The following is a 19466-nucleotide window of genomic DNA, read 5'->3' on the forward strand; positions in this document are numbered from 1 at the left end:
CAGACGCGCCGTCGCCACCCCGCGAGCCAGGGTCAACCCATGACATCCGCCCTCACCCTGTCCGCGGCCCTGGTCGCCGCGCTGGCCAGACCGTTCCTGCCAGGAACCCAGTCGTACCAACAGGTTTCCACCCCGGTCTGGCTGGTGGCACTCGCCGTGGTCTGCGGCGCGCTCGCCCTCACCGGCCGCGCCACCCGCACCACGGGCACGCTCGGTTGTGTCCTGCTGCTGTGGGCGAGCGCGGGCCTGCCCCTGGACGGCTTCCGGTTCTTCTTCTGGGCGACCGGCATCCCGGCCGGCGACTTCGCCCTGGTCGACTGGCCCGGCGCACTCAGCCGCGGCACCGCCCTGGCCGCCCTGCTCGCCCTGCTGGTCACCTTGCTGCGCACCCGCCGCCGTGACCACCGCGACCAGCGTGGACTGGGCCACCTGGCGCTCGCCCTTGCCCTGCCCTACCCGGCGCTGAAGGTCTACTGGTGGCTGGACGGCGGCGCCCCGCCACTGGGCGAGGTGCTCGCCTTCGGCGCAGCGGCCCTGCTGGCTTACGCCCTGGTCCGGACCTGGCCACTGCCAAGGCCGCTGCTGCTGCTCAGCGGCACGATCGCGACCATCGCCCTGATCAGCCAGGGCTCAATGCCGATCTTCGCCGCCCTGTCGGTCCCACTCGGCGGCCCAGCCCTGCCCTTCGACCTGGGCGACCCGGCCACGCTGGTGGTGCTGGTGGTCTACCTCAGCTGGGCACTGCTCGGCGTCACCCTGGCCGCGGCAACCCTGGGATTCGCCGACCGCACCCGCCCCCAGCGCCCTACGGTGCTGACATGACCCCACCCGGCGACCCAGCATCGCCCGGCCGCTGGAACCGGCGTTCGGCGAGCGGCCGCCGTGTGTGGCCCGCGCCGGGCGGGCCTCGCGCCCTGGCCCGGCCCGGCGTGCGGGACGCGCTGCTCGCCGCCGTGCTCTGCGCGGGGCTCGGCGGCCTGTCCGCCACCCTCGCGCTCGTCGCGCTCCCCCACCCGACTGCCCTCCCACTGCTCGCCACCCTGGCCGTCGCCCACCTCGCCCTAGCCGCCCGCCGCACCCACCCCCTCCCTGCCCTCCTGCTGACCTGCCTCGCCTTCGCCGCCGCGGCGCTGATCTCCGGTTTCGCGCTGGTGCTGCCCTCGGCGCTGGTGGTGCCGGTCGCGCTGTACTCCGCCTGCGCGCACGGGGCTCGGCGGGCGCCCTCGGTGGCTCTGGCCGTCGGGCTCGCCCTGGCCGGGCTGGTCACCGTCGCTTTTGTGGGGTCGCCGCAGGTCAGGGACGCGAATGCGCCGGTGCCGGCTGGGTTGCTGGCCGCGTTGCTGGGTGCGGTGGTGCTCGCGGCGTGGAGTCTGGGGCTGGCGCACCGGCAGCGGGCGGCGAGTCTGGCCGAGCGGGCGCGGCGGGACGAGCGGGCCCGGATCGCCGCGGAGATGCACGACGTCATCGCACACTCGCTGGCGGTGATCGTCAGCCAGGCCAAGGGCGGCCGGTACGCGCCGGAGCTGGCCGGCGAGGCGCTGCGGGTGGTCGAGGACACTGGCCGGGCGGCGCTGACCGAGATGCGCGGGCTGCTCGGCGTGCTGCGCGGGCCCGAGCCGGTCACCCGGCGACCGCAGCCCGGTCTCGCCGACCTGCCCGAGCTGCTGGCCGGGATTCGCGCCACCGGTCTCCCGGTCCGCCTCACCGAGCGCGGCGAGCCCCGGCCGCTGGGCGCGGTCGCCGGGCTGGCCGCCTACCGGGTGGTGCAGGAGGCGCTGACCAACGTGCTGCGGCATGCCGGGGCCGGTGCCGCCGAGGTCGAGCTGGCCTGGTCCGCCACCGGGCTCACCGTGACGGTGGCCGATGATGGTGGTGGAGACGCGGCGGTGGCGGGACACGGGTTGACCGGGATGCGCGAGCGGGCCGAGGCCGCGGGCGGCAGGTTCATCGCGGGTGGGCGGCCGGGCGGCGGGTTCGCGGTCACGGCCTGGCTGCCGGAGCGGTCGTGACCATCCGGGTGGTGGTGGTCGACGACCAGGGACTGGTCCGCACCGGCTGCGTGCTGGTGGTGCGGTCCCAGCCGGACCTGCGGGTGGTCGGCGAGGCCGCCGACGGCGTCCAGGCCCTCGCCCTGCTCGCGCACACCCCCGCGGACGTGGTGCTGATGGACGTGCGGATGCCCCGCATGGACGGCGTCGAGGCCACCCGGCAGCTGCTCGCCCGTCCCGGCCCCGCGCTCAAGGTGATCATGCTGACTACCTTCGACCTGGACGAGCACGCCTTCGCCGCCCTGCGCGCCGGCGCCAGCGGCTTCCTGCTCAAGGACGGCCCGGCCGAGGAGATGCTGGCCGCGATCCGCACCGTGCACCAGGGCGACGCGGTGATCGCCCCGTCCACCACGCGCAGGCTGCTGGACCACATCGCCCCCGACCTGCCCGGCCCGGCCACCACCGACCCAGCCGCCGCGCTGACCGCCCGCGAACGCGAGGTGCTGCTCTGCCTGGCCCGGGGCGCGGCCAACGCGGAGATCGCCGCCACCCTGTTCCTGTCCGAGGGCACGGTGAAGATCCACGTCAGCCGCATCCTGGCCAAGCTGGGCCTGCGCGACCGGGTGCACGCGGTGATCTGGGCCTACGAGCACCGCCTCGTCCGACCCGGCAGCTGAGCCGGCCGATCCCGCACGGTGCGAGATCGGCCGGCGCGGCGGGTGGGGTCAGCGGGCGGAGACCTTGGTCTTGGGCTTGGCGCCGTTCTTGGTGGCGGTGCCGTTCTTGGTGGTCTTGGTCGTGGTCGTCTTGGTGGTGGCTGCCTTGCCGTTGGCTGGCTTGGCGCCGTTGGTCTTGGACTTGGCGCGCGGTTCGGCGCGGACCGCGCCCGCTTCCTTGGCCAGCAGCGGGGCGAGGAACTGGCCGGTGTAGCTCTCGGGCACGTCCACCACGTCCTCGGGGGTGCCGGTGGCGACCACCATGCCGCCGCCGGAGCCGCCCTCGGGGCCCATGTCGACCAGCCAGTCCGAGGTCTTGATCACGTCGAGGTTGTGCTCGATCACGATCACCGTGTTGCCCTTGTCCACCAAGCCGTTGATCACGCCCAGCAGCTTGCGGATGTCCTCGAAGTGCAGGCCGGTGGTCGGCTCGTCCAGGATGTAGACCGTCTTGCCGGTCGACCGCTTCTGCAGCTCGCTGGCCAGCTTCACCCGCTGCGCCTCGCCACCGGAGAGCGTCGGCGCGGGCTGCCCCAGCCGGACGTACCCCAGGCCGACGTCGACCAGCGTGCGCAGGTGCCGGTGGATGGCGTTGACCGGCTCGAAGAAGGCCGCGGCCTCCTCGATCGGCATGTCCAGCACCTCGGCGATGGTCTTGCCCTTGTAGTGCACCTCCAGGGTCTCCCGGTTGTACCGGGCGCCCTTGCACACCTCGCACGGCACGTAGACGTCCGGCAGGAAGTTCATCTCGATCTTGATGGTGCCGTCGCCCGCGCAGGCCTCGCAGCGGCCGCCCTTGACGTTGAAGGAGAACCGGCCCGGCTGGTAGCCGCGCACCTTCGCCTCGGTGGTGGCCGCGAACAGCTTGCGGATGTGGTCGAACACCCCGGTGTAGGTGGCCGCGTTCGAGCGCGGGGTCCGGCCGATCGGCGACTGGTCGACCTGCACCAGCTTGTCCACCTGGTCCAGCCCGGTGACCCTGGTGTGCCGCCCCGGCACCTGCCGCGCGCCGTTGAGCTTGTTCGCCAGCACGGTGGCCAGGATGTCGTTGACCAGCGTCGACTTGCCCGAGCCGGACACACCGGTGACCGCGACCAGGCAGCCCAGCGGGAACTCCACGTCGATGCCGCGCAGGTTGTGCTCGCGCGCGCCGACCACGGTCAGCTGCCGCTTGCGGTCCACCGGCCGCCGCAGCGCGGGCATCGGGATCTCCCTGACCCCGGCCAGGTACTGCCCGGTGACCGACTTCGCGTTGGTCAGCAGCTCCTCGTACGGCCCGCTGTGCACCACCTGGCCGCCGTGCTCACCGGCGCCGGGGCCGATGTCGACCACCCAGTCCGAGGTGCGGATGGTGTCCTCGTCGTGCTCGACCACGATCAGCGTGTTGCCCAGGTCGCGCAGCCGGGACAGCGTCTCGATCAGCCGGTGGTTGTCCCGCTGGTGCAGGCCGATGGACGGCTCGTCCAGCACGTACAGCACGCCCACCAGCCCGGACCCGATCTGGGTGGCCAGCCGGATGCGCTGGGCCTCGCCGCCGGAGAGGGTGCCGGAGGCGCGGTCCAGCGAGAGGTAGTCCAGGCCGACGTCGAGCAGGAAGCCGAGCCGGGCCTGCACCTCCTTGAGCACCGCGGCGGCGATCATCTTCTGCCGCCGGTCCAGCTGCAGCCCGTTGAGGAACTCGGCGCAGTCGCGCACGCTCATCGCGCAGACGTCCGCGATGGACTTCTCGCCCTGGCTGCGGTGGCCGAGGGTGACCGCGAGGATCTCCGGCTTGAGGCGGGTGCCGCGGCAGGCCGGGCACGGCACCTCCCGCATGTAGCCCTCGTACTTCTCCCGCATGTAGTCGGACTCGGTCTGCTCCTGCCGCCGCTCCAGGAACGGGATGACGCCCTCGAAGTTGGCGTAGTAGGAGCGCTCGCGGCCGTACTTGTTGCGGTAGCGGACGTGCACCTGCTTGTCGACGCCGTGCAGCACCGCCTTCTGCGCGCTGGCCGACAGGCGCTTCCACGGCGCGTCGATCCGGAAGCCGATGGTCTCGGCCAGCGACTCCAGCAGCCTGCCGTAGTACTCGGCGGCCTGCCCGCTGGCCCACGGCGCCACCGCGCCCTCGGCCAGCGACAGCTCGTCGTCCGGCACGACCAGCTCCGGGTCGACCTCCTTGCGCACGCCGATGCCGGTGCAGTCCGGGCAGGCGCCGTAGGGCGAGTTGAACGAGAACGACCGCGGCTCCAGGTCGTCCACCGTGAGCGGGTGCGCGTTCGGGCAGGCCAGGTGCTCGGAGAAGCGGCGCTCGCGGTGCGGGTCGTCCTCCGGCTTGTCCACGAACTCCAGCACGACCAGGCCGTCGGCCAGCCGCAGCGCGGTCTCCACCGAGTCGGTCAGCCGCTGCTTGGCATTGGCCTTCACCGCGAGCCGGTCGATGACCACCGCGATGTCGTGCTTCTCCTGCTTCTTCAGCTTCGGCGGGTCGGACAGCGAGTGCACCGCGCCGTCCACCCTGGCCCGCGAGTAGCCCTGGGACTGGAGCTGCTCGAACAGGTCGACGAACTCGCCCTTGCGCCCGCGCACGATCGGGGCCAGCACCTGGAACCGCTCGCCCTCGCCCATGGCCAGCACCTGGTCCACGATCTGCTGCGGGCTCTGCTTGCTGATCAGCTCGCCGCAGACCGGGCAGTGCGGCTTGCCCGCGCGCGCGTAGAGCAGGCGCAGGTAGTCGTAGACCTCGGTGATGGTGCCGACCGTCGAGCGCGGGTTCCGGCTGGTGGACTTCTGGTCGATGGACACCGCGGGCGAGAGGCCCTCGATGAAGTCGACGTCCGGCTTGTCCATCTGGCCGAGGAACTGGCGCGCGTAGGCCGAGAGCGACTCGACGTACCGGCGCTGGCCCTCGGCGAAGATCGTGTCGAAGGCCAGGCTCGACTTGCCCGAGCCGGAGAGCCCGGTGAACACGATCATGCTGTCACGCGGCAGGTCGAGATCGACTCCGCGCAGGTTGTGCTCGCGTGCGCCACGAACGACGAGACGGTCGGCCACTGAGGTGGGGTCCCTTCACAAGGGTCTTGCGGTCTTGGGGCAAGGCAGAAGCCATGCTAAGCCGACCCACCGACATTCGTTCGCGCAGGTGTTCGAACGATCTAGGAATCGGCCTTGGCGCCTGCAAGGCTCACGTGCCTGGTCTCCTTCGATGTGAGGTAGACCACCAGGCTGACCAGGCACAACACTGCGATGTACCAAGGGTACAGGGCTCCCGAACCCGCTGCTGTGAGCTGTTCCACGACGTAGGGCGCGGTGCCGCCGAACACCGCCACGGTCAGCGAGTACGGCAGTCCGAGGCCCGCCGAGCGCACCTCGGTGGGGAACAGCTCGGCCATCGCCACCGGCGCCACCGCTCCGTAACAGGCGAACAGCAGCAGCCCGCCGGACATCACTAGGAAGAGTGACAGCGGCGAACTGGAGATGAGCCCGAACAACGGCACGACCAGCAGCAGGTAGCCCGCGGCGAACACGATCAACAGCGGCTTTCGCCCGATCCGGTCGGAAATCGACCCCAGCAGGGGGAGCGCCAGGACCATCAGCAGCTGGGCGGCCACCGAGGCCCACTGCGCGCCGGTGGCGGCCATGCCGTGCGCCTTCTGCGCGTAGGTGGGCAGGTAGACCGCGAAGGTGTAGTACGCGGCGGTCGCGCCCGCGGTGAACCCGACCACGCGCAGCGCGGCGCCGGGGTGGCGGCGCAGCACCTCCAGCGTGGGCCTGGCCACCCTGCGGTCCTTGCCGAGCAGGAACGCCTCGGTCTCCTCCAGGGCGCGCCGCAGGTAGAGGCCGTAGACGCCGAGCAGCGCGCCGACCGCGAACGGGATCCGCCAGGCCCAGTCGGCCAGCGCCTCGCGGCCCAGGGTGGCGGTGAGCAGGGTGAGCACCAGGGTCGCGGCGATGGTGCCGAGCACGTTGCTGACGTAGATGAAGCTGCTGTAGAAGCCGCGCCTGCCGGTCGGCGCCAGCTCGGCCAGGTAGGTCGAGGAGGAGGCGAACTCGCCGCCGGTGGACAGGCCCTGGGCGATCCGGGCGAGCAGCAGCAGGCCGGGCGCGAACAGCCCGATCTGCTCGTAGGTGGGCGCGACCGCGATCAGCAGGCTGCCGCCGGCCATCAGGATCACCGAGAGGCTGAGCCCGGCGCGGCGGCCGTGCCGGTCGGTGAAGGCGGCCAGCAGGGCGCCGCCGAGCGGCCGGAAGAAGAAGCCGACGGCGAAGATCAGCAGGGTGCTCAGGGTGCCCGCGGTGGGGTCGTCCTTGGGGAAGAACTGGGGCGCGAAGAACACCGCGAAGATCGCGTAGGCGTTCCAGTCGAACCACTCCAGGCCGTTGCCGATGGAGGCGGCGACCAGGCCCTTGCGGCGGTCGGCCGGGGTCGGCGCGACCGGGGTGTCTGTTGTGGACACAGGGCCTCCAGCAGGTCGGAACGGTCCGTACGGTGCAGATCAAACCTCTTGGGGGTGTCCGAGGGCCACAATTTCCACGATGTGAGCACCACATTCGGCCGAAGCGGACGAGTAGCCTGGGTCCCTAGGATCAAGGACTTCGTCACAGACACCGGACACGCCTACCAGTCGGGGAGGGGCGCTATGACCGGATTAGCACGCCAGCTGACGGGAGTTTCCGTGCCATCACCGCGCCGCAGTCCCGCCGATGCCGCGGCCAGGGCGAGCACCGCCCTGGACGCGCTGGAACGCGCGGACCAGCGGCTGCTCCAAGCCGTCACCGAGCTCGGTGACGCGGGGGTGCGCGGTGCGAGCGGACTGCCGGACTGGACCAGGGGTCACCTGCTGACCCACCTGGCCCGCAACGCCGATGCCCTGCTGAACCTGGTGATCTGGGCGCGCACCGGGGTCGAGCACCCGATGTACGCCAGCCGCGCGGACCGGGACGCCGACATCGAGGAAGGCGCCAACCGCAGGCTCCGGCTGCTGCAAGAGGACCTGGTGGCCGCGAGCGAGCGGTTCGCCGCGGCGGCCAGGGCGCTGAGCGAGACGGCCTGGACCGCGGACATCCAGCACACCAGCGGCACCCCGTTCGTGGCGCACGAGATCCCGTGGCTGCGGGTGCGCGAGGTGTGGGTGCACCTGGTGGACCTCGATGTCGGCGTCGGGTTCGAGGACATCGACCCCGCGGTGCTGGGCGAGCTGATCGGCAGTTCGCTCGCGGTGTACGGGGAACGGCCGGGCGCGCCCGCGCTGCAGCTGGAGGTCGAGCTGCCCGAGGGCGGTCAGCGGGTCTGGACGCTCGAGGGCTCGGACGCTCCGGCCGCGGTGGTGCGCGGGGAAGCGCCGGCCATGCTGGCCTGGCTGACCGGGCGCGGGGACGGCACCGCGTTGTCCGGCACCGTGCCCGAACTGCCCCGCTGGCTCTGACGCCGACGGCGGATCCTGCTGGTGGTGAGGAGCCGGAACAGCGGCTTCTCCACCAGCCGGGTGAGCAGCCAGCCGAGCAGCACCAGCGCGCCGAGCACCAAGGCCAGCCGCGCCCAGGAGTCGACGCCGATTCGCTTGAGCCCCAACGAGATCAGCGAGCCGACCTGGTAGTTGACCAGGTACACGCCGAAGGAGATGCCGGCCAGCCAGGCCAGCGGCCTGCCCAGCGAGCGCAGCACCGGCAGGTTCCACACCGGCCGTCGCGCGGCCAGCGCCATCAGCGCCACCATGCCGGCCAGCGCCGCCGCTCCCCCGGGCTCGCCGAGATGCCATTCCTGGGCCGCGGCGGCCGCGGCGAGCAACAATCCGAACTGGACCGGGCTGATCCGGCGGCGGGACCACAGCCAGATGGCCAGGCCGACCGCGAACAGGTGGGTGCGGTTGAGCTGGAGCATGCCGAACCACCAGTCGAGTGAGGCGGAGTGCTCGCGCAGCCAGCTCAGCGGCAACGGCGCGAGCACCAGCGCCCAGCACAGGATCCGCAGGTCCCGATAGGACCATTTCCAGCACGCGGCCAGCACCGCGGCCACCACGAACGCGGTCATCTGGAGCTGGAGGGTCCAGTAGCTGATGTCCACGAAGTCGGCGTCCGGGACGCGAGCCTGGAGCAGGGCCAGGTTGGCCAGGTAGTCGTGCAGGTCCAGGCCGCCGGTCCAGTCCGCGGGCGCGATGTTGGTGCGCAGCAGGTAGGTGACGGTGACCGCGAGCCAGTAGGCGGGCAGCAGCCGCGCCACCTTGTGCCAGACAAAACGCCCGGAACGCCCGCGCGCCAAGGTCCGCGCGGTGAAGTAGGCGGAGATCACCAGCAGGCTGTTGGCCCCGACCTGGATGCCGAACCGGAACGGCATGCCGCCCAGCTCGGGATGGTCGTGCGGCCCGAGGTTGGTGGCGTGCTGTAACAACACCGCCGTCACGGCGAGGACGCGGATGAGGTCCCAGCTGACATGACGGGTGGTGGCCACGACCGGCGGCGCGGAGGCCGGCGGCGCTGGTGTCGCGGCTGCGGTGGAGGAGTTCGGCACGTCGCTCACAGAGGGGGCTGGGAGGTGCTGGTGATCGTTTGCAGCCCAACCCTAAGCCCCATTGCTGAGCGTGACCTGAAGAGGGATCCCACCCCCGAATGCCGCAGGAAAACACGCCCCGCCGATAGCGGTCCGCGACCGGATCCCCCCAGGTACTACGGTGGTCCCGTGGAGGTCCTCGAGAACTACACCGGCCATGTCGAGCCCGGCGGCCCAGCCGCCCGCCGCACCCTGGCCCACCTGACGATCACCAAACTGTCCGTGGGCGGAGACTGGAACAACAACGCCTACCTCCTGGTGTGCCGCACCACCGGCGACGCCCTCCTGATCGACGCCGCCAACGACGCGGAACGCCTCCTGGACCTCCTGGGCCACGACGCCAACCGCCCCCGCCTGCGCGCCGTCGTCACCACCCACCAACACCCCGACCACTGGCAAGCCCTGGGCGCGGTGGCCGGCGCCACCGGGGCCCAGATCGTGGTCCACCCCCTCGACGCCGACCCCCTGCCCGCCCCGCCGGACGTGCTGGTCGAGCACGGCGACACGGTGACCGTGGGCGAGAGCGAGCTCGAGGTGATCCACCTGCGCGGGCACACGCCGGGGTCGATCGCGTTGCTGTACCGGGATCCGGAGAGCACCGGGCACCTGTTCACCGGGGACTCGCTGTTCCCTGGTGGGGTGGGGAAGACGGGGTCGCCGGAGGACTTCCAGTCGTTGATCGCGGATGTGTCGGAGCGGTTGTTCGACTACCTGCCGGATGACACCTGGTTCTATCCGGGGCATGGGGACGACTCCACTATTGGGGCGGAGCGGCCGAAGCTCAGCGAATGGCGCGAACGCGGCTGGTGAGCTGAGACTCGTGCAAGATGGCACCGTCTGACAAGTTCAGACGGTGCCATCTTGTCCGTCCGCACTTCGCGTGCACAGTTCAGTTGCTGTCACATTGTGGGGAGACTTGTGACCACCGCGATTGCCCTGTTCGCATTAGCCGGAATTGTAGCTCTCATAGTATTTGTCAGAGTCCGATGGCGACGCAGGCTCGACCTGCAATTTTACCACCAATGGGCTCGGATGCAGAACTACTCGCAGAGCACGCCAGACGTCGAGATCGCCTTTGTGACACGCGTGTATCAGACCGCCAGGCGGGGCTCCAAGGCACTTATCAGGTGGCCCACAGGCTATACCCAGGACACCTGGTTCCATTTCAACTGGCCTCGCGCGGGTAGCACCGTGCTGCTACGCGGATCCACGGGGTGGGGACCACACAACCGCAATCCCGAGGTCTTCTACGTGAACCAGGACCAACTGCTGGACCTGTTACCGCCGGGTGCCATGGCCGCTGTCGAACGCCAACGGCGGCGCGAGGCCAAGCGCACCGGCTGATCGCCGAGGTCGGCGCACCTGACGCCACCAGGAGTCGCGCGGGGCGGATCGGGTTTCGCTGTGCGAACAGGTGCTCGGGGCGGTCCTACGTTCGGGTCCATGGAGACCGAACAGGTTGTGGAGATCTACACCGATGGCGCGTGCCGCGGGAATCCCGGCCCCGGCGGCTGGGGTGCGGTGTTGCGGTGTGGCGGGCATGAGCGGGAGCTGTACGGCGGTGAGCCGGGGCCGACCACGAGCAACCGGATGGAGTTGATGGCGCCCATCCAGGCGGTGCGGGCGCTGACCCGGCCGTGTGCGGTGCGGGTCTTCAGCGACAGCCGTTACCTGACCGACGGGATGGGGATCAGCGTGGCACGGTGGAAGGCCAATGGCTGGCTGGCGAAGGGGAACCGGCCGGTGCCCAACGCCGATCTGTGGCGGTTGCTGGACGATGTCGTTGCGCCGCACCGGGTTGAGTGGCGGTGGGTGAAGGGGCACTCGGGGATTCCGGAGAACGAGCGGGCGGATCGGCTGGCGGGCCGGGGTGTGCGGGAGGTGACCGGGGGCGGCGCGCGGGTGTCGTGGCGAGCGGGTGGGAAACGTGAGCCGGTGCCGCGATCGGCGGTGCCCGCTCAGCGGCGGTGTTCGGCGATCACCAAGGCGGGCCGGGCCTGTCCGATCGAGGCTGGGCCGGATGGGCTCTGCCATGTGCACGATCCGGCGTTGCAGTGCCGGGCGGCGCGGAAGAACGGCAAGCCGTGCGCGGTCGCGACCGGGGGTGGGCGGTGTGCGCGGCATCGGGACGCGGCGGTGGTGCCCGATCTGTTCTCGGGCTGAGGGTGGGGGCCGCGTGGGTGTGCGGCCCCCACCTGGGGTCAGCGCGCCTCCGGCTCGTAGCCCAGGTTCGGGCGGAGCCAGCGTTCTACTTCCGGCAGGGGCATGTCGCGGCGCTTGGCGTAGTCGTGGACCTGGTCCTTGCCGAGGCGGCCGACGGTGAAGTACTTGGCCTCGGGGTGTTGGAAGATCAGGCCGCTGACCGCGGCGGCTGGGGTCATGGCGAAGGAGGTGGTGAGGGCCAGGCCCAGTTTTTCGGCTTCGAGCAGGTCGAAGAGCTCGCGTTTTTCGCTGTGGTCGGGGCTGGCCGGGTAGCCCAGGGCGGGGCGGATGCCGCGGAAGCGTTCGGCGTGCAGGTCGGCCAGGTCGGGCTGGGTGTCCGGCTCGAACCAGGCTCGGCGGGCTTCCAGGTGGGCCCATTCGGCGAAGGCTTCGGCGAGGCGGTCGGCGAGGGCCTTGACCATGATGGCGCGGTAGTCGTCGTGCTTGGCCTCGTACTCGGCGGAGAGCTCCTCGGCGCCGTGGATGGCCACCGCGAAACCGCCCAGGTAGTCGCCTTCCGGTGCCACGTAGTCGCTCAGGCAGCGGTTGGGGCGGTTCTCCGGCTTCTGGGTCTGCTGGCGCAGCATCGGCAGCCGCACACCGCCGGGGGTGCCGTTGTCCACCACGATGTCGTCGCCCTCGCTGCGGGCCGGCCAGAAGCCGTAGACGCCCTTCGCCTGGAACCGGCCCTCGGCGATGATCTGGTCCAGCAGCACGTTGGCGTCGTCGAAGAGCTCCTTCGCCACCGGGTTCTCCAGGATCTTCGGGTACTTGCCCTTGAGCTCCCAGGCCAGGAAGAAGAACGTCCAGTCGACCATGCCGCGCAGGGTGGTCAGGTCGGGCGTCACCGTGCGGATGCCGGTGAAGTCCGGGGTGGGCAGGTCCTCGAAGGAGACCAGCTCGTAGTTGGCGCGGGCCGCCTCCACGGTCAGCAGCGGCTTGTGCTCGCGGGCCTCGTGCTGCACGCGCAGGCGGTCCTGGTCGACCCGGTTGCGCTGGGCCAGTTCCTCGGCGCGGTCCGGGTCGAGCAGGTCGGAGACCACGCCCACCACCCTGGAGGCGTCCAGCACGTGCACGGTGGTGCCCTCGTAGGCAGGCGCGATGCGCACCGCGGTGTGCTGCCGGGAGGTGGTCGCGCCGCCGATGAGCAGCGGCAGCTTCAGGCCGCGCCGCGCCATCTCGGCGGCCACGTTGACCATCTCGTCCAGGGACGGGGTGATCAGGCCGGACAGGCCGATCGCGTCGGCGCCCTCGGCCACCGCGGTGTCCAGGATCTTGGCCGCGGGCACCATCACGCCCAGGTCGATGACCTCGTAGTTGTTGCAGCCCAGCACCACGCCGACGATGTTCTTGCCGATGTCGTGCACGTCGCCCTTGACCGTGGCCATCACGACCTTGCCGTTGCCGCGGCTCTCGGTGACCACCCCGGCCAGGCGGGCCGCCTCCTTCTCCGCCTCCATGAACGGTTCCAGGTAGGCCACCGACCGCTTCATCACGCGGGCGCTCTTGACCACCTGCGGCAGGAACATCTTGCCCGCGCCGAACAGGTCGCCGACGATCTTCATGCCGTCCATCAGCGGACCCTCGATCACCTCAAGGGGCCTGGGCAGCAGCTGGCGGGCCTCCTCGGTGTCCTCCTCGATGAAGTCCACGATGCCGTGCACCAGCGCGTGCGAGAGCCGCTCGCCCACCGGCGCCTCGCGCCAGGACAGGTCCAGCACCCGCTTGGTGCCGCTGCCGCTGACCGTCTCGGCGTGCGCGACCAGCCGGTCGGTGGCGTCCGGGCGGCGGTCGAAGAGCACGTCCTCGACCAGTTCCAGCAGGTCAGCCGGGATGTCGGCGTAGACGGCGAGCTGGCCGGCGTTGACGATTCCCATGTCCAGGCCGACCTGGGTGGCGTGGTACAGGAACGAGGAGTGCATGGCCTCGCGGACCACGTCGTTGCCGCGGAAGGAGAAGGACAGGTTGGAGATGCCGCCGCTGATCCGCACGCCCGGACAGCGCTGCTTGATCAGCGGCAGCGCGTCGATGAAGGCCTTGGCGTAGCCGTTGTGCTCGCTGATGCCGGTGGCCACGGCGAGCACGTTCGGGTCGAAGATGATGTCCTCGGCCGGGAAGCCGGCCTGCTGGGTCAGCAGGTCGTAGGCGCGGCCGCAGATGGACACCTTGCGCTCGGTGGTGTCGGCCTGGCCCTCCTCGTCGAAGGCCATCACCACCACGCCCGCGCCGTAGTCGCGGATCCGCCTGGCCTGGGCGAGGAACTGCTCCTCACCCTCCTTCAGGCTGATCGAGTTGACGATTCCCTTGCCCTGCACGCACTTCAGCCCGGCTTCGAGCACGCTCCAGCGGGAGCTGTCGATCATCACCGGGATGCGCGCGATCTCCGGCTCGGTGGCGATCAGGTTGAGGAAGTTGGTCATCGCCCGCTCGCTGTCGAGCAGGTCGGCGTCCATGTTGACGTCCAGGATGTTCGCGCCGCCGCGGACCTGCTCCAGCGCGACGTTGGCCGCGGTCTGGTAGTCGTTGGCCTCGATCAGCCTGCGGAACTTGGCCGAGCCGGTGACGTTGGTCCGCTCACCGATCATCACGAAGCCGGTGTTCTCGGTGATCTCGAACGGCTCCAGGCCGCTGAACCTGGTGCGGTGCGCCGGTTCCGGCACGATGCGCGGCTTGAGCGAGGAGACCGTCTCGGCAATCTTCCTGATGTGCGCCGGGGTGGTGCCGCAGCAGCCGCCGACGATGTTGACCATGTTGGACTCGACGAACTCGGCGAGCAGCTCCGCGGTCTGCGCCGGGGTCTCGTCGTAGCCGCCGAAGGCGTTGGGCAGGCCCGCGTTGGGGTGCGCCGACGTGTAGGTGTTGGCGAAGCGGGCCAGATCGGCCACGTGCGGGCGCATCTCCGCGGCGCCGAGCGAGCAGTTCAGGCCGACCACCATCGGGTCGGCGTGCTCGATGGAGCTCCAGAACGCCTCGACGGTCTGCCCGGACAGGGTGCGGCCGGACAGGTCGACGATGGTCACCGAGATCCACAGCGGCAGGTGCGGGGCGACCTCGCGGGCGGCGGCGATGGCGGCCTTGCAGTTCAGCGTGTCGAAGATGGTCTCCACCAGCAGCAGGTCCACCCCGCCCTCGGCCAGCGCCGAGATCTGCTCCGCGTAGGTGTCCTTGACCTGCTGGAAGTTCACCGCGCGGTAGCCGGGGTCCTCCACCCGGGGCGACAGCGACAGGGTCACGTTCAGCGGCCCGATCGAGCCGGCGACGAACTTGCCTCCTGCCTCGTCCGCGGCCTGCCTGGCCAGCTGGGCCGCGGAGATGTTCATCTCGCGGACGTGCTTCTCCATCAGGTAGTCGGCCTGGCCGATCCCGGTGGCGGTGAAGGTGTTGGTGGTGGTGATGTCCGCGCCCGCGTCCAGGTACTGGCGGTGGATGTCCAGCACCAGGTCGGGACGGGTGATGTTGAGCAGATCAGGGTCGCCGGTGACGTCCCGGGCGTGGTTGGCCCAGTGGTCGCCGTAGTAGTCCTCCGGCTTGAGCGCGGCGTTCTGGAACATGGTGCCCCACGCGCCGTCGAGCACCACCACCCGCTGTGCCAGCAGCTCCTTGAGCTCCTGCGTGCGGTCACCGTTGTTACCCACCGAATGCACCTCCCGACTCAGTCTGGGAGGCGCCCTTTGGTGTCTTCGAACCGGTCGAGCGTGGCGGGCCGGAACCCGTTGCAGCGCCTCTCGACCTTCAGCGAAGAGGGTACCGAACAACCCTGTACGCCGCGTCGCGTGATTCAGCTACTTGAGGAACCGGCCGAAGTGGTCTCCCCAGACCTGCTTCTCCAGCGGTACGGCCACACTGCCGCCCCCGGCGGAGTCTAGCGAAGTGCCCACTCAGTGCCGATCTGTCCTGCCTGTTGGGATGGCCCCGGATGTGCGCAGGTCACCGGTCTGGCCTCGATCCGGGCCACCACCTCGGGCGAGCCGAACCGGCGGTCGATCTGACGGACCGCCGCCGCCCAGTCACGGCGGGTGCGGATCCGGGACAGGCAGTCCAGCACGAACGGGTCGAGCCAGCGGGCCCTGGAGCGCTGCCACAGTTCCACTGGATCCTCGGTCAGGAGGCTGCCGACGGTGCCCCGGTAGATCGGCAGGTCGCGGGCCGCACCCGGCCGCGGATGGCGCCCGGCCGGGTGCTTTCCCTGGGCCGTTCAGGCGACCGGCTTCCGGTTCGCGTCAGGTGTCCGCCGTCCGCGAGTTAGGTCAGCGGGATCAGGTCGGCTCGGGGAGGAGCGACATGGGACGACGTATCGGTGGCGCGGGCGGCGGTTCGGATCCGGCGGGCAAGGGCGGTGCCGTCGTGGTCGCCGCGGTGGCCGCGGTGGCGCTGGCCGGCGCGGCCGGGGCCGGTGGCGGGCTGGGACTGGGCGGTGCGGGCGGTGCCGGCGGCGGCTCGGGTGGTGGCGCGGCGAACTCGGCCGCCTCGCGGAACATCAGCGCGCGGAAGAGCGAGGGCAAGAAGTCGGCGAAGAGCGGCAAGGCGGAACAGGCGTGGCAGCGGCTGGGCACCCGGCAGCTGCGCAAGGAGGTCAGGACCGCGGCCGAGTGCCTGTCCCACTCCTTCGGCCGGGTCCGCGAGTTCTTCGCGCACACCCCGTGCAAGTCACTCGACCGAGCGCTGTTCAGCATCGGCGACGGCGAGGGGAACGTGGTGGTCGTCTCGGTCGTCTGGGTGCGCTTCCGCACCAAGGGGCAGGCGGAGGACTTCCGGCGGCTCAGCGATGTGCACGGTTCCGGTGACATCACGCCGCTGGGGGCGGAACTGCTGGAGCTGCGGGACATCCGGTTCAGCGGCCACAACTACGACGCGCAGCCAAACGGCAACGCGGTGGTGATCGCGGAAACCGAGACCGCGGCGGGCAGCCTGAGCGCGGAGGCACTGGACGCGGTGGCCGAGGTCGCGGCCCAGCTCCCCCATCCCTGACCCGCGATACCCGTTCGCGGCGACCGGCTGCCCTGGCTATCGTCGCCGCGTGAGCAGCTTCCCCGAACGCGCGCGCCAGGCCGAGAACCCTGAGCTGTCCGTGCGTCAGCGCCTGCTCGCGCTCAAGGACTGCGTCTCCAGGTTCCCGCTCTACGGCCACCAGGCCACCTGGCAGCACCTCATCTCCTGGGCCCGGATCCCATTGCGGCCGGAGGACGACCTGGACTCGTTCACCCGGGCGGTGGCTGAGCTGCGGGGCGCCAGGGAGCTGTGGCTGCCGTTGACGGCGGAGTTCGCGGCGCGGCGGCGGGCGGAGAAGGCGGTGGGGCGGCGGCAGGTCCCGCGGCGGGACCGGTGGTTGACCTGGCGGTTGGAGGTGTACTGCCCCAATCCGGCGTTGCGGCCGGTGGAGTCGATGGCGCGGGTGGTGGCGCGGGTCGTCGCGGCGCATCGGGACGGGTCGGTGTTCGAGCGGGACTGCGTGGTGTGCGGGGCCGGTCGGCCGGTGGAGCAGGCGTGTCCGGGGTGTGGCGTGAGCATCCTGGGGCGGTCGGCCTGGCGGTGGCGCTGACCTGCGCGGGTATCGTCCCGGTGTGCCGGACGACGAGAACGTGGTGGAGATCTACACCGACGGGGCCTGCATCCCAAACCCCGGTCCTGGTGGCTGGGGCGCGGTGTTGCGGTACGGACGCCACGAGAAGGAGATCTGCGGCGGCGAGCCCGGGGTGACCACGAACAACCGGATGGAGCTGATGGCGCCGATCAGCGCGCTGGAGGGGCTCACCCGGCCCTCGGTGGTGCACATCCACACCGACAGCACCTACGTGCGCAACGGGGTCACCGCCTGGATGGCGAAGTGGGAGAAGAACGGCTGGCTCAGCTCGCGCAAGGAGCCGGTGAAGAACGTGGACCTGTGGCAGCGGCTGGGGGCGGCCGCGGCGCGGCACCGGGTGGAGTGGTTCTGGGTCAAGGGGCACGCGGGGCATCCGGAGAACGAGCGGGCGGACCGGTTGGCGCTCAAGGGGTTGCAGGAGGCGATGGCGCAGGCATCCGGGTGAATCCCGGTTTCCAGGGAGTTCGGCGCCGCCCGGGGTCGTAGGTTGGCGGGAAGTCGACCTAGGGGGACTGGGTGGGGATCAGCGCGCACGCGCAGCGGGAGGTGGCTCGGCGGGCCGAGGCGGTGCTGACCGAGCGCGCGCCGGGGCTGGACGCGGTGTCGCGGCGGGTGCTGACCGCGCTGCTGGCCAGGACCGCGACCGGGGCCCGGCTGCTGGTGCGGCCCGAACCCGTTGCGGGACAGGCGGTTGCCTTCCTGGTGGCGGGGCGTGGGGTGTTCGCGGTGCTGATCGGGGAGCAGGTGCCCTCCGACACCGAGCTGGGACAGACCGTGCTGCACGCGGAGCAGCGGTGCGCGGGGGTCGCCGGGCCGCGCGGGCAGGTGCTGGCGCGCAGTGCGATCCACCTCGCGGTGGTGCTGGGCGGGGAGGCCGGGGCACCTCGGGAGCGCCGGCTGGGCTGGGTGCTGACCGAGGCGCAGCTGCCCGAGCTGTTCCGCCGGGAGGCCGCGCACCTGGACCGGACGCAGGTGGATTCCGTTGCCGCGCAACTGGTTGAGCGGCTGCCGGAGTACCTGGAGCTGCGGGTGTCGCCGCCGGAGCGGGAACAGCCCGCCGAGGGGCTGCTGGAGCTGGCGGAGATCACCGAGGACCAGGTGGGGGCGGCGCAGCGGCGGCCGTTCGAGAGCTGGCTGACCTTCCTGCACCCGCGCCAGCAGGCGGTGGCGGTGCGGGACTACAGCGGACCGGCGCGGATCAGCGGACCCGCTGGGACGGGCAAGACCGTGGTCGCGCTGCACCGGCTGCGGCACCTGGCCCGGCGCAGCACCGGGCCGCTGCTGTTCACCACCTTCGTGCGCACGCTTCCGTTGGTGCACAAGGCTTCCTTCGCCCGGCTGGCGCCGGAGCTGGCCGACCGGGTGGAGTTCACCAACTTGCACGCCTGGGCGCGGGAGTTCCTGCGCGAGCGCGGGCACCAGCTGACCATCCGTTCCTCCTCGGCGGAGACCGCGTTCAGCCGGGCCTGGATGGCACATCGCCTTGCCCTGCAAGAGATCGAGGACGTCGGCTACTGGCGGACCGAGATCGACCGGGTGATCAAGGGTCGCGGGGTGGGCAGCCTGGCCGAGTACCAGCGCACCCCGCGCCGGGGTCGGGTGCGGCGGCTGGACAGCGGGCAGCGGGAGCTGGTGTGGGCGCTGTTCCAGAGCTACCAGCGCTATCTGGCCGAACGCGGGCTGCACGACCACAACGACCTGATCGCGCTGGCCCTGGCCGAGCTGCGCCGGGAACCGCCGCAGCGGCCGTACGCGGCGGTGGTGGTGGACGAGGTGCAGGACATCACGCTGATGGGGTTGCGGCTGCTGCGCGAGCTGGCCGGGGACGGGCCGAACCGGCTGCTGCTGGTCGGCGACGGGCAGCAGCAGGTCTACCCGGGCGGCTGGCGGCTGTCCGACGCCGGGATTCCGGTGCAGGGCCGGGGCGAGGTGCTGCGGGTCAACTACCGGAACCGGGCCGAGGTGCTGGGTTTCGCGCAGCGGTTCGACGCCACCAACCAGGTCGACGACCTGGACGGCGCGGCCGGGGTCGGGTTGCGCGAGGCCGAGTCGGCCAACGAGGGCGGGGAGATCCAGTCCTGGCGCGGGCCGGAGGCGGAGCTGGGTCTGGCGCTGCGCTCGGCGCTGGCCGGTTCGACCGTCCCGAGTGGACGGACGGCGGTGATCGTGTTCCACCGCAAGGACCTGGACCGGTGCACGGCGCTGTTGCGTGCGGCCGGGATTCCGATGCTACGGCTGGACGACTACGTGGGCGCGGAGGACGACCGGGTCAAGGTGGGCACGGTGCACCGGGCCAAGGGGCTGGACTTCCAGGCGGTGCTGGTGGTCGAGTTCGGCGCGCGGCCCAAGGAGGACGAGGAGCAGCGGGCGCTGCGCGAGCGGCAGCAGCTGGTCGCGGCGACCAGGGCGCGGGACTTCCTGTGGTGGGGCACCGCCGAAGCCGGGTGAGCAGC

General features: G+C 71.2%; 13 protein-coding genes and 2 pseudogenes. 10 read left to right on the forward strand and 5 right to left on the reverse strand.

Going from position 1 to position 19466, the window contains the following annotated elements; all coding sequences use genetic code 11:
- Window positions 1-39: 39 nt before the first annotated feature.
- From ACWDY5_RS34550 to ACWDY5_RS34560, 3 genes are read left to right on the forward strand one after another with little or no spacing between them, the layout of a single operon-like run.
- Window positions 40-822: a hypothetical protein gene (locus tag ACWDY5_RS34550; RefSeq protein ID WP_449726334.1), complete on the forward strand. Its 783-nt coding sequence runs from the start codon at window positions 40-42 to the stop codon at window positions 820-822.
- Window positions 819-2009 (forward strand): sensor histidine kinase, encoded by a 1191-nt coding sequence (locus tag ACWDY5_RS34555; RefSeq protein WP_449726335.1) that lies wholly within the window; start codon window positions 819-821, stop codon window positions 2007-2009. Before ACWDY5_RS34550 ends, ACWDY5_RS34555 begins: the two co-directional genes overlap by 4 nt.
- Entirely contained in the window at window positions 2006-2665 is a 660-nt protein-coding gene (locus ACWDY5_RS34560) for a response regulator (RefSeq protein WP_449726336.1), read from the forward strand. Before ACWDY5_RS34555 ends, ACWDY5_RS34560 begins: the two co-directional genes overlap by 4 nt.
- A gap of 48 nt (window positions 2666-2713) precedes the next feature.
- Here the strand turns inward: ACWDY5_RS34560 and uvrA are convergent, their stop codons facing one another.
- Window positions 2714-5737 carry an excinuclease ABC subunit UvrA gene (gene uvrA / locus ACWDY5_RS34565; RefSeq protein WP_449726337.1) on the reverse strand — a complete coding sequence of 1008 codons (3024 nt, stop codon included), beginning with the start codon at window positions 5735-5737 and terminating at the stop codon, window positions 2714-2716.
- 101 nt (window positions 5738-5838) lie between these two features.
- Window positions 5839-7140: an MFS transporter gene (locus ACWDY5_RS34570; RefSeq protein WP_449726338.1), complete on the reverse strand. Its 1302-nt coding sequence runs from the start codon at window positions 7138-7140 to the stop codon at window positions 5839-5841.
- Window positions 7141-7359: 219 nt separating this feature from the next.
- Between ACWDY5_RS34570 and ACWDY5_RS34575 the strand changes: the two genes are divergently transcribed.
- A complete protein-coding gene (locus tag ACWDY5_RS34575) occupies window positions 7360-8109 on the forward strand; it encodes a maleylpyruvate isomerase family mycothiol-dependent enzyme (protein ID WP_449726339.1) in 750 nt (249 codons plus the stop codon).
- Between the two features lie 68 nt (window positions 8110-8177).
- Here the strand turns inward: ACWDY5_RS34575 and ACWDY5_RS34580 are convergent.
- Window positions 8178-9200, reverse strand: a pseudogene (locus ACWDY5_RS34580) (acyltransferase family protein); the annotation flags it as partial.
- A 159-nt stretch (window positions 9201-9359) separates the two neighbouring features.
- Here ACWDY5_RS34580 and ACWDY5_RS34585 point away from each other — a divergent pair.
- Both ACWDY5_RS34585 and rnhA (ACWDY5_RS34590) read left to right on the forward strand, forming a co-directional pair.
- Window positions 9360-10040, forward strand: coding sequence for an MBL fold metallo-hydrolase (locus ACWDY5_RS34585; protein WP_449726340.1), 681 nt, complete (start codon window positions 9360-9362; stop codon window positions 10038-10040).
- Between the two features lie 633 nt (window positions 10041-10673).
- A pseudogene (gene rnhA, locus ACWDY5_RS34590) lies at window positions 10674-11132 on the forward strand (ribonuclease HI); the annotation flags it as partial.
- Between the two features lie 299 nt (window positions 11133-11431).
- Here the strand turns inward: rnhA (ACWDY5_RS34590) and metH are convergent.
- Window positions 11432-15067 (reverse strand): methionine synthase, encoded by a 3636-nt coding sequence (gene metH, locus ACWDY5_RS34595; protein ID WP_449726341.1) that lies wholly within the window; start codon window positions 15065-15067, stop codon window positions 11432-11434.
- A gap of 227 nt (window positions 15068-15294) precedes the next feature.
- Window positions 15295-15522 (reverse strand): hypothetical protein, encoded by a 228-nt coding sequence (locus tag ACWDY5_RS34600; RefSeq protein ID WP_449726342.1) that lies wholly within the window; start codon window positions 15520-15522, stop codon window positions 15295-15297.
- A gap of 191 nt (window positions 15523-15713) precedes the next feature.
- Here ACWDY5_RS34600 and ACWDY5_RS34605 point away from each other — a divergent pair, with 191 nt between their 5' ends.
- From ACWDY5_RS34605 to ACWDY5_RS34620, 4 genes are all read left to right on the forward strand, one after another.
- Window positions 15714-16400 carry a hypothetical protein gene (locus tag ACWDY5_RS34605; protein WP_449726343.1) on the forward strand — a complete coding sequence of 229 codons (687 nt, stop codon included), beginning with the start codon at window positions 15714-15716 and terminating at the stop codon, window positions 16398-16400.
- A gap of 49 nt (window positions 16401-16449) precedes the next feature.
- On the forward strand, window positions 16450-16971 hold the full coding sequence (locus ACWDY5_RS34610; RefSeq protein ID WP_449726344.1) for a hypothetical protein: 522 nt from the start codon (window positions 16450-16452) through the stop codon (window positions 16969-16971).
- Window positions 16972-16993: 22 nt separating this feature from the next.
- A complete protein-coding gene (gene rnhA, locus ACWDY5_RS34615) occupies window positions 16994-17458 on the forward strand; it encodes a ribonuclease HI (RefSeq protein ID WP_449726345.1) in 465 nt (154 codons plus the stop codon).
- A gap of 71 nt (window positions 17459-17529) precedes the next feature.
- Window positions 17530-19461 (forward strand): UvrD-helicase domain-containing protein, encoded by a 1932-nt coding sequence (locus tag ACWDY5_RS34620; protein WP_449726346.1) that lies wholly within the window; start codon window positions 17530-17532, stop codon window positions 19459-19461.
- The last annotated feature ends 5 nt before the right edge of the window (window positions 19462-19466 follow it).

Source organism: Crossiella sp. NPDC003009 (genome assembly GCF_053591555.1).

Excerpts from the sequence above, each read along its gene's own strand:
- ACWDY5_RS34555 (WP_449726335.1), top strand. The coding sequence starts at position 819 with ATGACCCCACCCGGCGACCCAGCATCGCCCGGCCGCTGGAACCGGCGT.
- ACWDY5_RS34550 (WP_449726334.1), top strand. The coding sequence starts at position 40 with ATGACATCCGCCCTCACCCTGTCCGCGGCCCTGGTCGCCGCGCTGGCC.
- ACWDY5_RS34605 (WP_449726343.1), top strand. The coding sequence starts at position 15,714 with ATGGGACGACGTATCGGTGGCGCGGGCGGCGGTTCGGATCCGGCGGGC.